This window comes from Pseudoalteromonas sp. B131b, from assembly GCF_037162545.1.
Classification (GTDB): domain Bacteria; phylum Pseudomonadota; class Gammaproteobacteria; order Enterobacterales; family Alteromonadaceae; genus Pseudoalteromonas; species Pseudoalteromonas fuliginea.
Window position 1 is genome coordinate 1,355,556 of sequence record NZ_JARLUZ010000001.1, and the last position, 13,761, is coordinate 1,369,316.

Genomic DNA, 13,761 nt, shown 5'->3' on the forward strand with positions numbered 1-13,761 from the left:
AACGACGTATGGTACCAAACTACGGGTTTGGAGAGCGATGCGGCCTTAACTAGAGGTTTCTATGAAAGAAGGTATTCACCCTAAGTACGAAGTAATTTCAGCAACATGTTCATGCGGAAATGAATTCGAAACAAGCTCTACTCTTTGTAAAAACATTCACTTAGACGTATGTTCTGCGTGTCACCCGTTTTATACTGGTAAGCAAAAAGTTTTAGACACTGGCGGACGTGTTGATCGTTTCAACAAGCGTTTCGGCGCACTTGGTAGCAAGAAGTAATTTTTGCTATTTAGTTAAAAGAAGCACCTTAGGGTGCTTTTTTTGTGCCTGAAATTTATCTTTACGTGCTTTTCCTGCCTATTTATACGTTATCTCCTTTGCATAACTATTTCTTGTTCTTATTCTGAGTATGCATAAACCTTTGCAGACAAAGTACGTAATAGTCTCTATATTTTGAAGTGTTCATTTTTTAACTAAGTTGTTAAATGTAGCTAACGTGAAGATAAATGTTTTTAAAGTAGACTATTAAGCTGTTTATAGTTATTTATACTAAAAATTTGATAGTCGTTTTTAGAGAAAATGGCTCGCGGCTAAAAGTACCTCTAAAAATGCTTTTTATATGAATTTCTATTTATGAAATGTCGCTATATCTTCGCAAAGTTACTGAAAAACCTCTTAAAATTAATGAATCTAGCATATAACAGGATAGACCTGATATTGCTTGGAATTTAAAAATAATAAGGGTATCGTAACCCAGACAACACCTCTCACTTTAACTTAAATTGCAGGATACAATCGCGTTATGTCAGACTTTCGTGAACAAGCACTACATTACCATTCTCATCCCGTTCCAGGAAAAATCAGCATTGAGCTAACCAAGCCTGCCGAAACGGTTCAAGATTTAGCTTTAGCATATAGCCCAGGTGTTGCTGAACCTGTGCGTGAAATTGCTGCTGATCCTGCAAATGCTTATAAATATACCGGTAAAGGTAATATGGTTGCAGTTATCACTAATGGTACTGCAATTTTGGGCTTGGGTAATTTAGGCCCTTTGGCATCAAAGCCTGTAATGGAAGGCAAGGCGCTGTTATTTAAGCGCTTTGCAGGCCTTGATTCTATTGATATCGAAGTGAAGCATAAAACAACAGAAGACTTTATTAACACGGTTGCTAATATTGCCGATACATTTGGTGGTATTAATCTTGAAGATATTAAAGCCCCAGAGTGTTTTGAAATTGAAAAGGCATTGATTGAGCGCTGTAGTATTCCGGTTTTTCATGACGATCAACACGGCACTGCAATTGTAACAGCCGCTGGTATGTTGAATGCACTTGAAGTGCAAGAGAAATCGATAGAAGAGGCTATTATAGTATGTTTAGGTGCTGGTGCGGCTGCAGTTGCCTGTATGGAACTGTTAATTAAGTGTGGTGCACTGCGTGAACACATTTACATGCTTGACCGTAAAGGCGTTATTCATACTCGTCGTGATGATTTAAACGAGTACAAACAACTATTCGCTAACAATACGGATAAGCGTACGTTGCAAGATGTTATTGCTGATGCTGATGTATTTGTTGGTGTATCTGGCCCTAATTTGTTAGCAGCCGATGATTTAAAACTGATGGCTGATAAGCCGGTTGTGTTTGCGTGCTCAAACCCCGACCCTGAAATTGATCCCGCACTTGCACACAGCGCACGCAACGATTTAATTATGGCGACAGGGCGTTCTGATTATCCAAACCAAGTGAATAATGTTTTGTGTTTCCCGTTTATTTTTCGTGGTGCACTAGATGTGCGCGCAAGTGCAATTAACGATGAAATGAAAATAGCAGCAGTAGAAGCGATTCGTAGCATTGCAAAAGAGCCTGTACCAGCAGAGGTCTTAAAAGCCGCCGGTGTTGATAAGCTGGAATTTGGTGCTCAATATATTATTCCAAAACCGATGGATCCACGTTTATTACCACGTATAGCAAGAGCGGTTGCTCTTGCTGCTGTTGAGTCGGGTGTAGCACAAATTGATTTGCCAGAAAGCTATATGCAGTAAATCTATACCGTAAAATTTAATCATAAAAAAACCTCAGTAATTACTGAGGTTTTTTTATTTTACTTTATCTATTTATTCGTCATCTAAAACAGGGACTTCTAACCCCATTTCTTGCATTATTTTTTTCACTTCTTCTGGTACTTTTTCAGCGTTATCTTTACGTAAGTCATCGTCATTAGGTAAAGGTTGACCTGTAAATGCATGTAAAAACGCTTCACATAGTAGCTCACTGTTTGTTGCGTGACGCAGGTTATTAATTTGACGACGAGTACGTTCGTCAGTTAATACCTTTAATACATTCAGTGGGATCGAAACGGTGATCTTCTTAACTTGTTCTGATTTTTTCCCGTGTTCTGCGTATGGGTGAATATACTCACCATTCCATTTAGCCATAAGATGTATCGTTGCCTCAGATTATTAATTGCTCACATGCGCTAAAATGCGTGTGAATATGCGTGAAATTCTATCGATTTAAAAAAGATAGTCAAATACTAGTTGTTTGGCCATCTAGCTGTTTAAATGTTTTGACTTCTCAAATTGAATAAACTACTCTTTTAGACGTCTAAACATCCAAATTAATCAGGTGACGAATATGAGCGAAAAAAACAAAGCAACCATTGCGGTCCGTAGTGGCGTTGAAGCCGATAAACACCACGGTGCAGTGGTCGCGCCAATCTATTTATCGACTACTTATTCGTTTGCCGATTTTGATACTAAACGCCAATATGATTATGGCCGCAGCGGTAATCCTAACCGCGATATCTTAGCCGAGACCCTTGCTGAGCTCGAAGGTGGAGTACGCGGCATAATTACAGCCACAGGCATGGCGGCTGTACACTTAGCAACTCAGCTGCTTAATCACGACGACACGCTAGTGATCCCACACGACTGCTACGGTGGAAGCTACCGTTTATTTACGTCCCTGCAAAAGCGTGGCTTGCTAAAGCTTGAGGTTTTAGATTTAACAAAACCAGAAAGTCTTCAAAAAATATTAGTAATTAAACCAAAACTCATTTGGATTGAAACACCAAGTAACCCTGTACTACGTTTAACTGATATTAAAGCGGTTACTGATATTGCTAAGCAGTGTGGCGCACTGGTGGCCGCTGACAATACATTTTTATCGCCTGCTTTACAAAATCCGATTAAGTTTGGTGTAGATATTGTGGTGCATTCAACCACTAAATATATTAACGGACACTCAGATGTAGTGGGCGGTGCTGTTATTGCTGCAACACAAGAGATCGGTGACGAGCTTGCTTGGTGGGCTAATAACATTGGTATCACAGGGGCACCTTTTGATAGCTATTTAACGCTTCGTGGTTTACGTACTTTAAATGTGCGATTAAGGCAGCATCAAGAAAATGCATTAGCAATAGCTAAGTATCTCGAAGAATCTGAGTTCGTTAGCCAAGTTTATTACCCTGGGCTTGAGTCGCACCCCCAACATGAATTAGCGAAAGCACAGCAGCTTGGTTTTGGTGGCATGGTTAGCTTTGATATTAAAGGCGATATAAACGATGCTGCGGCTTTTTTAACTAGTCTACATAACTTTAGTTTAGCTGAGTCGCTAGGCGGCGTTGAGAGCTTAATATGCCACCCTGCTACCATGACGCATGCAGGGATGGATGCAACAGCGCGCTTAGAAGCCGGCGTTGGTGATACGCTTATTCGTGTTTCTGTCGGAATAGAAGACATTGAAGATTTATTAGCAGATCTTGAACGTGTATTTACACTTGTAAAACCTGGCAGAAAAAACAATACAAATCGATTAACTAAAGGTGCGGGAACATCGAGCGGTGATGCTAAGTTAAGTGCCGCTTACCCCGCGCTTTGGTAACTAACATGACTAAAAATATACATAAATTTGGCGGTTCGAGTTTAAGTTCAGCGCAGCGTTACAAAAGTGTTGCGGGTATTATATTAGAGCACACACAACCTGGTGATTGCGTTGTGGTATCAGCAGCTGGGAAAACAACCGATACACTAGTTAAGTTATGGCAAAGTTACCAGCAGCAAGATACACATGTAATTGCTGATATTTTATTACAGTTAAATAATCATCAAATAGATTTAATAGAGCAGTTATTACAAGCTAATACAAAGCGTAACGCTCTAAAAATATTGAATGAAGAGCTATCAACAATAACGCTGTTAGCGCAAACAGGGCAGCTACAAGAAGCCCAATTGCTTGCTCATGGAGAGTTATGGTCAGCACGCGTACTCGCTGCTTACCTGCAGGAGCTTAATGTTGATGCGTGTGTTCACGATGCGCGTGCTTTATTTACATTAAATGATGGGCAGTTATTACATGAACAAAATACTCAACAGTGCGCAAATTTAATTGCGCATAATAAAATTAACGTTGTGACTGGATTTATTGCAGCTAATACAGCAGGGGATACTGTAACGCTTGGTCGTAATGGAAGTGATTATAGTGCGACCTTACTCGCTAATTATTGTCATGCAAAACAAGTCTGTATTTGGACTGATACACAAGGTGTATTTAGTACCGACCCTCGTAAAGTTAGTAAAGCGATTAAATACGCGAAGGTGTGTCGTGGACAGGCCAATTTATTAGCACGGCTAGGTAACCCCGTATTGCATGCTAAAACATTATCTCCTCTTAAAAATACGGATATAAAATTATCAGTACGAAGTAGTTTTGATGTACAAGCTAGCTCTACTGACATCGTTAAAGAAGGTAGTGCCAAACAAAAGCGCTTTATAACAACGTTACAAAATATTGATTTATTGATAGTTGAAAACTTAAGTGAAGGAGATATTGCGCATGTGAGTCAGCTTATTCAGCATAGCTTGCATCACTTTAGTCAAAATGGTGAGACGTACTTAGTTGTGCCAGCTATTTCGACGCATCAGGTTATTAGCTATTTTGAAGGTCGAGCTAATATTAACGAATCGAGCTTACACGGGTGTGCTGTGATAGCGCCAGAGCAAGATATTAGTAAATTGCACTTATTGGCGATTAATTTATTAAATTCACATGCGATTGAACCACGATTTGCACACCAAGATAGCGGCTATATTTTATTACTTACTGATCAAGTGATTGATAGCGATATACTTAGCATATTACACGATAAGCTGATTAACAAAGGGCAGGAAATTGCTTTAATAGTCGCTGGACTTGGTAATGTAGGTGAGGTGTTTATTGAACAGTTATCTACTCAAGTTGAGCGCTTGTCAGATGACTTTAGTATTAAGCTTGTTGGCTTAGTGCGCTCTCAAAAAATGCTTTTTAATCCTAATGGGATTGGTGTATCGCAATGGAAAACCCAGTTTCAACTTGAAGCGTCTGATTATCAAAACCAAACATTATTAAATGCAATTGATGAACTTGATTACGAACATAAAGTGATTGTAGATATAACAGCGAGTGAAAAGTTTAGCCGGTTATATCCTGATTTTGTAGAAATGGATTGTCATTTAATAAGTGCTAATAAGTATGCAGGTACAGCTCCTACTAATTGGTATAAAGCACTACGTACAAGTATCTCTGAACGCAACTTACATTGGCGTTATAACACCAGTGTGGGGGCTGGTTTACCCATTAATTTTGCGCTTGCTGATTTACAAAATAGTGGCGATAAAATAACACGTATTGAGGGCGTGTTTTCTGGGACGTTATCGTGGTTGTGTAGTAAGTATGATGGTTCGATTATATTTTCAGATTTAGTGCTCGAAGCGCAAAAAATGGGTTTTACGGAGCCCGATCCTCGCGAGGATTTATCTGGGCGTGATATGCAGCGAAAATTGCTTATTTTAGCCAGAGAGTTGGGGGTTGAATTAAATCTTGAGGATATTAGTCTTTCGGCATTGATGCCTGATGAGCTTGCGCAAGGGAGTTGGGATGATTTTTTAAGTAAAAAATCCCAGTTAGATAGCTTTATTCAAGAGCATGCAAAGAGAGCTAAGGCACAAAATTCGGTGCTTCGTTATACAGGCTTACTCGAAATCGCAGAAAATGAAGTAATAGCGAAAGTCGGTATCGCGTATGTATTACAAAGTGATGTTTTGGCTAGTTTAACGCCAGGAGATAATATTTTTGTTATAAATAGTAAGTGGTATAGCGATAACGCGCTCGTTATCCAAGGCCCTGGTGCTGGTAAAGAGGTCACTGCAGCGGGTGTACATTCTGATTTGTATTGGCTGGTCCAAAATTTAAGGTAGCATTACGGCAGCCTAAAGTGGCTGCCGTTTTTATTTAACGCTATTTAAAATAGCTCTTCTTCTGTTTTTGTATCTTCCTCAAATATATCGGTAGGTTGGGAAAGTACATACTTAGTTGGGGCTGTACCTTTGTCAAAATATTCAAAGCGGCTTGTGTAATCGTTTTTGTGGCTCAGTAAACCTGTTGCTAAATCAATACGAATAGATACTAAGTCTTCGGGTGGTTCTATAGGCGCTTCTGGTGCATCTTCAAGTGCTACTTTCATAAACTCAATCCATGCTGGTTGCGCCGTTTTAGCCCCTGACTCTGCCCCTGAGATTTGACTGCTATCAAGGTTGTTATTATATGTTGAGCGGCCTAACGAGTTACCGGGGTTATCAAACCCAACCCATACAGACGTTAGTACATTACGATTAAAGCCACTAAACCAAGTATCTACTGAGTCATTAGTCGTGCCTGTTTTACCTGAGAGATCACGTCTCTTTAATGCTTGAGCACGCCAGCCTGTTCCGCTCCAGCCTGTTTTATGTGCCCAACTACCACCGCCCCAAATACCACTATGCATTGCATCAGCAATTAAAAATGCATTCTGTTTAGAGATAATCCGTGGTGCGCATTTTTTTCTTGTTGCTTTTCAGTTTCGAAATTCTGCATTGTTACATCGTTGTTCAATACGCTTAACGTACTATCGCTATCGTCACAAGCTTCTGTTGGGTTTGTTTTAAATAACACGTCACCATAAGCATCTTGAATTTCAGAAATGAAGTAGGGTTCTATTAAATGCCCGCCATTTGCAAAAGCACTCATACCGCGTGCAAGTTCAAGCGGCGTAATAGAAGCGCTACCAAGCGCAAGTGATTCACTGCGATTAATATCTGAATTTTTGAAGCCAAATTTTAGTAGGTGCTCTGCCGTACGCTGTAGGCCAACTCCGCGTAACAAGCGCACCGAAATAACGTTTTTAGATTGTGCTAAAGCACGACGAATACGAATAGGCCCATTATAAACAGCGGGGCTGTTTTTTGGTCGCCATGCAACACCTTGGCTTTTATCCCATTGGTTAATTGGTGCATCGTTTAATATTGAGGCTAAGGTGTAGCCTTTTTCCAGTGCAGCAGAGTAAATAAAAGGTTTTATATTAGAGCCTACTTGGCGCTTAGCTTGTACTGCTCGGTTATATTGACTTTGTTCGAAACTATAACCACCCACAATCGCTTTAATGCGCCCATTTTGTGGGTCAAGAGAAACGATGGCACTAGATGCTTCAGGAATTTGGCTAAGTAAATAGCTACCGTCGGTATTTTTACGTAACCAAATTTGTTCGCCGGGTGCGAGTATTTCATTGGCTGCTTTAGGTGCAAAGCCTTGGCGATAACGCGTAATGTATTTACGAGCCCACTTTAGGTTATCCCAAGTTAGTGTGGTTTGCTCGCCACTTTTAAGTAATACATCAGCTGTTTTGTCATTCACTGCGATTACAACGGCCGCTTTTAATTGGCCAAACTCATTTACAGATTTTAGCTCACTGAGTATTTGAGACTTGCTAAATACAGGCTGTGTTTCTGGATCCCACAACGTTTTAACAGAGCCTCTATAACCATGGCGCATATCATAATTGTGTAAATTATTGATGAGTGCTGTTTGTGCCGCTTTTTGAACTTGTGACTCAACAGTAGTAAATATTTTATAACCTGAGTTATAGGCTTTATCGATTCCGTAACGTGCCACCATTTCTGCACGCACCATTTCAGAAATATAAGGAGCATACAGATCAATTTCTGCACCGTGAAAATAAGCTGTAATAGGTTGCCTGATGGCATCGTTGTATTGTGTTTGTGTTATGTAGTTTTCTGTTAACATGCGGCCAAGAACAACATTGCGACGAGATTTTGCGCGAGTTGGGTTACGGATCGGGTTTAAGGCTGATGGCGCTTTGGGTAAGCCGGCAATCATCGCCATTTGGGCAAGTGTAAGATCTTTTAATTCTTTTCCGTAATATACCTGTGCAGCAGCGCCAATACCAAAAGCACGGTTACCTAGTTCTATTTTGTTTAAATAGAGTTCAAGAATTTCGTCTTTCGTTAGTAAATTTTCTATATGAAGCGCTATAAAAATTTCTTTAACTTTACGAATATAAGCTTTTTCACGAGTTAAGAAGAAGTTTCGAGCTAGCTGCATTGTTATTGTACTTGCACCTTGCTTTTTTTCGCCTGTTGAAATCAAAACCAATGCAGAACGAACAATACCAATAGGGTCTATTCCCACATGGTCATAAAAACGATTATCTTCAGTTGCTAAAAATGCATTTATTAAAGGTTTTGGTATTTCGTCAATCGTTACGGGGATCCGTCTTTTTTCACCAAATTGATTGATCAGAAGGCCATCTTTAGTGAATACTTGCATAGGAGTTTGTAATTGCACATCTTTTAAAACTTGCACACTTGGAATATCAGGTTTAACGTAGTAATAAAGACTGATTAAAGTAATCAGCCCAAGTAATGTGCAAATGATAAAAAATTGTAAAGTTCGTTTTAATAAAATCACTTATATTTCCCTAAATGGACTCCCAATTATGTATGGAGACTGCTAGTATATATTGATTAAAAAATGAATAATATTTTTTAAGATAAAAATTATAACTTGTTTATTATTAAAACAAAGGCCAAGTTTCAAACATGCTAAGTCAACTATTTCAAAAGCCGTCAAAAATGATGGTAGGAATTGATATTGGATCGCACTCTATCAAGGCGGTACTTTTAAGTGAAATTGAAACTGGATTTCGTCTTGAAGCATTAGCGATTGAACCAATGCCTAAGGGCGCAATGAGCGAACGTATTATTCAAGATATTGAAGCAATTGGTAATGTAATATCAAAATTAAAAAGAAAGTTACCAAAATCACTAAAATCTGCTGCTGTAGCCGTCTCTGGCCAAACAGTTATTACTAAAGTTATTTTTATGGATGTGTCATTAACTGACGCTGAACTTGAATCACAAATTGAAATTGAGGCTGATAGCCTTATTCCATACCCCCTTGATGAAGTTAGCTTAGATTTTGAAAAATTATCAACAAATGAAGCCGATCCAAGTAAAATGAATGTGTTACTTTCTGCAGCCCGCACAGAAAGTGTCGAAGCGCGAGTTGGTGCTTTAGAAGTTGCCAATTTAGAAGCGAAAGTTGTTGATGTAGAAAGCTATGCATTGAGCCGCTCGATGGATGTTTATTACAAGCAGTTACCAAGCGATGCCTTTAATAAGTGTGTTGCTGTAGTTGATATTGGTGCTGTGTTGATGTTGGTGAGTGTTGTACAAGCCGGTGAAACAATATATACCCGCGATCAAGTTTTTGGCGGCGATCAATATACCAATAGTATTGTTGCTTACTATAATAAAGGGTTCGATGAAGCTGAAATTGGAAAAACATCGGGTGATCTTCCGCCAAATTACACTTTTGAAGTACTTGCTCCTTTTCAAACATCATTACTTCAACAAGTACGTCGAGCGGTACAGATGTTTTTGACTACCAGCGGTAAAGACCAAATTGATTATATTGTTCTAACCGGTGGAACTGCCATGATAAATGGGCTAGATCGTTTATTAATAGAAGAACTTGGTATCCACTCCATTGTTGTAGAACCGTTTACGAATATGGAAATTTCTCCCAAGGTAGACCGTAATGTAATGCAACGCCATAGAACACAGTTTGCTATTGCGACAGGACTGGCATTAAGGAATTTTTCATCATGCCACATATAAATTTATTACCTTGGCGTGAATTGCAACGCGAAGAGTCAAAAAAGAAATTTGTTACTATTTTAATTGCTGTTGTTATTGTTTGTTTTGCAAGTATGTATGTATTGAACTCGTTCTATACTGCTTTAAAGGATGGACAGAATTTAAAAAATAACTACCTCAGTTCAGAAATTAGTCTATTAGATAAGAAAATTAGTGATATTAGAGATTTAGATTATAGGAAAGAAAACTTACAACAACGTATGCATCTAATTGAAGAATTACAGAGCAGTCGTAACTTAGGCACTCAAATAATGGATGAAGTTGCTAAAATAGTCCCCGCTGGTGTTTATTTAACTAAGTTAGAACGTCGAGGCAATAGAATTCATGTATTAGGGCGCAGTGAATCAAATAACCGCCTCTCCAACATGCTTAGAGAAGTACAAAACTCATATTTATTAGAGCGCCCAACAATGCAAGGCATTGTTGCTGGCAATCAATCTTCTCGTTTACTTAGTGATTTCAATATGGAGTTTTACGTTAAACCATTTGATAAAATTGGTGAGGTTCCAAATGAACCTTGATTTAAAAGCGTTTAGTGATATTGATTGGAATGAAATTGAACTTGATAATATTGGCGAATGGCCAATTGCTGTTAAGGTTATTTGCGCTACATTTGTTGCTGCTTTAGTGCTGTTTTTTAGTTATAGCTTATTGGTATCTGATGAAATTGATAGTTACCATAATGCGGTTACAAAAGAAGTTGAATTACGGACAACTTATCGTACCAAATATGCTGTAGCCAGCAGGCTTGATATTTATCGTGAACAAATGCTTAAAATGGAGGAGAAATTTTCTCAATTATTAAAGCGTTTACCAACCTCAAATGAAACCCCTGGTTTATTAGATGATTTATCTTATGTGGGAACTACAAGTGGTTTAACTTTTTTAAAGATTGGCTGGCTGCCAGAAGTTGAAAAAGAATTTTATACTGAGCTACCTATTAAAATAGAGGTTGTAGGTACTTATCATGAGTTTGGTGAATTTGTGGGAAAAGTGGCTCAATTGCCGCGTATTGTGAGCTTACACGACTTTTCTATTTCATCCTCAGGCGAAAAGCAGTTAACATTTAGTGTGGTGGCAAAAACTTATCGCTATGAAGAAGGGGAGGTAAAGTGAAGCATTTTTCCTTTATTCCTATAGTTGCTCTCCTGCTAAGTGGTTGTAACGACGATACCTCAGAACAAAAAGAGTTTATAGATCAAGTTAAAGCGAGTACGACTGCTAGAGTTGAAGCAATTCCTGAATTAACAAAGTTCGAGCATTTTGAATATAACGCTGGGCAGCTAAGGAGTCCTTTTGTGGCCCCGCAGCCTGAAATAATCCAAAACAAATTAACTCAAGTTAAAAATTGTTTACATCCGGATCCTGAACGCCAACGTGAAACCTTAGAAAAATACCCACTGGATAATTTATCTATGAAAGGAACAATCGGATCAAGTGGACAAGCTTGGGCGCTCATTACAGCTACAGACGATACTTTACATCGTATTACAGTCGGTAATTATTTAGGTAGCTATGATGGCAAAGTACAATCAGTAAATAATGATTATATTGAGTTAATAGAATTAATCCCAGATGGGTCTGGTTGTTGGAAAGAGCGCCTGACTAAATTAGAAATGTTAGAGGCGGCAACCAATGGCGCAGGTTAATAACAAAAAAGGTAAGAACAAAATGCATAAGGGTGTACTTTGGCACAACCGTATTCAACGAGCTCTATTTGCAACTTTAGCTCTGGTTATAGCCAATTCAGCTATTGCAGCGCCGTTGCTCTATGATATTCGTTATAACCCATTACTCAAGGGTGAAACCGAGTTGCAGCTGGTATTTGATGAAAAGTTAACGCAAGAACCAAAAATACAAGTATTTAATAGCCCGGCACGAATTGAAATGATGTTTGATTCGGCACAATTAGAGCAAGGTCTTGAAAATGTACAGGTAAACCAAGCTGGTATTAATAATGTTACTAATGTACTTACTGATAAGGGATTAAAAGTAACAATAAATCTTACTCGTTTGAAAATCTATGAGACGGAAGTTAATAATAATTTAGTGTCTTTACGTGTTTCTGATAACCCATTAACAGAGCAAGACGTTGATGATGAAGCAACTAACTCTGATGCAGTGTCTGGAAATTATATCAATCGGATTCAGTCTATTGACTTTCGTCGGGGGAGAAGGGCGAGGCAAAAATACTGGTGTTCTTACAAGATACGCAAGCCGCAATAGAAGTGCATGAAAGTGGTGGTAAAATTATTGCTGATTTTCATCATACAGATATTTTAGATGACTTACTGTATGAGTTAGATGTGCTCGATTTTGGCACCGTAGTAAGCAGCATTGAAACTTTTAAAGAAGATGGATTAAGCCGCGTTGTTATTGAACCAAATGCCGCTTTTACTTTTACCTACCAACAAATAGATAATATTCTTACTTTAACGGTGGAAAAAGACGAAACGCAAAATGCATATTTAGATGGTGGTAAAGATTACCAAGGCCGCCTAATGACATTAAATTTTCAAGATATTTCTGTTCGTGCAGTGTTACAAATCATAGCGGGCTATAATGACTTTAATTTAGTCACTAGTGACTCGGTGACAGGCAATATTACATTACGCTTAGATGGCGTGCCTTGGGATCAGGCGCTTGATGTTGTACTTAAAATTAAAGGCTTAGACAAGCGTATGGATGGTTCTATTTTGATGGTTGCCCCATCAGAAGAGCTTGCAGCACGTGAAGCTAAAGATTTACAAGCAAAGCAGAACGTAGAAAACTTAGAGCCGCTTTACAGTGAATACATTCGTTTAAACTACGCAAAAGCAGAAGAGTTTGCTGATTTATTAAAAACAGATACAAATAGTATTATCACTCAACGTGGTAGCGTATCTGTTGATAAGCGTACTAATACATTATTACTCAAAGATACGGCCAAAAGTATTGAGAGCGTGCGACGCATGGTCGAAACACTTGATATAGCGGTTAGACAGGTTGTAATCGAATCACGTATGGTAACCGTGCGTGATAATGTAACCGAAGATTTAGGTGTGCGTTGGGGGTTTAGCGACCAGCAGGGCAGTGATGGCATATCAGGTACACTTGAAGGCGCTAATACAATATCAAATGGTATCATTCCTGATATCTCTGATCGTTTAAACGTGAATTTACCCGTGACAAACCCATCAGCAAGTATCGGCATGCATATCGCCAAGTTAGCTAACGGTACTTTGATTGATTTAGAGTTAACAGCTCTTGAGGAAGAAAACAAAGGTGAGATTATTGCGAGCCCTCGTATTACTACTGCAAACCAACAACAAGCACGAATAGAGCAAGGTACTGAAATACCTTATGTTGAGTCAGCTTCTAGTGGTGCGACAACGGTTAGCTTTAAAAAAGCAGTACTGAGTTTACAAGTAACACCTCATATAACTCCTGATAATAAAGTTATTTTGGATTTAATTATTACTCAAGATACGCGAGGAGATACAGTTCAAACAGGAACTGGGCCAGCTGTTGCAATTGATACTCAGCAAATTCAGACACAAGTGCTAGTGGAAAATGGGCAAACAATCGTGCTCGGCGGTATTTTTCAGCAGCAAATCATAAATTCGACTAAAAAAGTACCTCTACTTGGTGATATTCCGTACTTAGGAAGGCTGTTTAAGAGTACAAGTGAGTTTAACGAAAAGAGAGAATTACTTATTTTTGTAACACCAAAAATACAAATAGACTAAAATTA

General features: G+C 38.7%; 9 protein-coding genes and 2 pseudogenes. 9 read left to right on the top strand and 2 right to left on the bottom strand.

Annotation, left to right across the window (positions count from 1 at the left end):
* Positions 1–61: 61 nt before the first annotated feature.
* Complete coding sequence (gene rpmE, locus P4S65_RS06280; protein ID WP_007377245.1) at positions 62–277, top strand: 50S ribosomal protein L31; 216 nt, start codon at positions 62–64, stop codon at positions 275–277.
* Between the two features lie 523 nt (positions 278–800).
* Complete coding sequence (locus P4S65_RS06285) at positions 801–2,042, top strand: malic enzyme-like NAD(P)-binding protein (protein WP_008137651.1); 1,242 nt, start codon at positions 801–803, stop codon at positions 2,040–2,042.
* Positions 2,043–2,114: 72 nt separating this feature from the next.
* Here the strand turns inward: P4S65_RS06285 and metJ are convergent, their stop codons facing one another.
* Positions 2,115–2,435, bottom strand: coding sequence for a met regulon transcriptional regulator MetJ (gene metJ / locus P4S65_RS06290; protein ID WP_007378651.1), 321 nt, complete (start codon positions 2,433–2,435; stop codon positions 2,115–2,117).
* A gap of 199 nt (positions 2,436–2,634) precedes the next feature.
* Between metJ and metB the strand changes: the two genes are divergently transcribed.
* Entirely contained in the window at positions 2,635–3,882 is a 1,248-nt protein-coding gene (gene metB, locus P4S65_RS06295) for a cystathionine gamma-synthase (RefSeq protein ID WP_096792367.1), read from the top strand.
* Between the two features lie 5 nt (positions 3,883–3,887).
* On the top strand, positions 3,888–6,233 hold the full coding sequence (gene metL, locus P4S65_RS06300; protein ID WP_337119766.1) for a bifunctional aspartate kinase/homoserine dehydrogenase II: 2,346 nt from the start codon (positions 3,888–3,890) through the stop codon (positions 6,231–6,233).
* A gap of 44 nt (positions 6,234–6,277) precedes the next feature.
* On the opposite strand, the pseudogene P4S65_RS06305 reads toward metL, so the two are convergent.
* Positions 6,278–8,778, bottom strand: a pseudogene (locus tag P4S65_RS06305) (penicillin-binding protein 1A).
* A gap of 131 nt (positions 8,779–8,909) precedes the next feature.
* Between P4S65_RS06305 and P4S65_RS06310 the strand changes: the two are divergent.
* The 5 genes and pseudogenes from P4S65_RS06310 (at position 8,910) to P4S65_RS06330 (ending at position 13,756) form a co-directional block, all read left to right on the top strand.
* Positions 8,910–9,989: a pilus assembly protein PilM gene (locus P4S65_RS06310; RefSeq protein ID WP_007378655.1), complete on the top strand. Its 1,080-nt coding sequence runs from the start codon at positions 8,910–8,912 to the stop codon at positions 9,987–9,989.
* Complete coding sequence (locus tag P4S65_RS06315) at positions 9,977–10,549, top strand: PilN domain-containing protein (RefSeq protein ID WP_007378656.1); 573 nt, start codon at positions 9,977–9,979, stop codon at positions 10,547–10,549. Before P4S65_RS06310 ends, P4S65_RS06315 begins: the two co-directional genes overlap by 13 nt.
* Positions 10,539–11,144 carry a type 4a pilus biogenesis protein PilO gene (locus P4S65_RS06320; protein WP_007378657.1) on the top strand — a complete coding sequence of 202 codons (606 nt, stop codon included), beginning with the start codon at positions 10,539–10,541 and terminating at the stop codon, positions 11,142–11,144. Before P4S65_RS06315 ends, P4S65_RS06320 begins: the two co-directional genes overlap by 11 nt.
* On the top strand, positions 11,141–11,677 hold the full coding sequence (locus P4S65_RS06325; protein WP_007378658.1) for a pilus assembly protein PilP: 537 nt from the start codon (positions 11,141–11,143) through the stop codon (positions 11,675–11,677). Before P4S65_RS06320 ends, P4S65_RS06325 begins: the two co-directional genes overlap by 4 nt.
* Positions 11,664–13,756 (top strand): annotated as a pseudogene (locus tag P4S65_RS06330) (type IV pilus secretin PilQ). The gene P4S65_RS06325 and the pseudogene P4S65_RS06330 overlap by 14 nt, the downstream one beginning before the upstream one ends.
* The last annotated feature ends 5 nt before the right edge of the window (positions 13,757–13,761 follow it).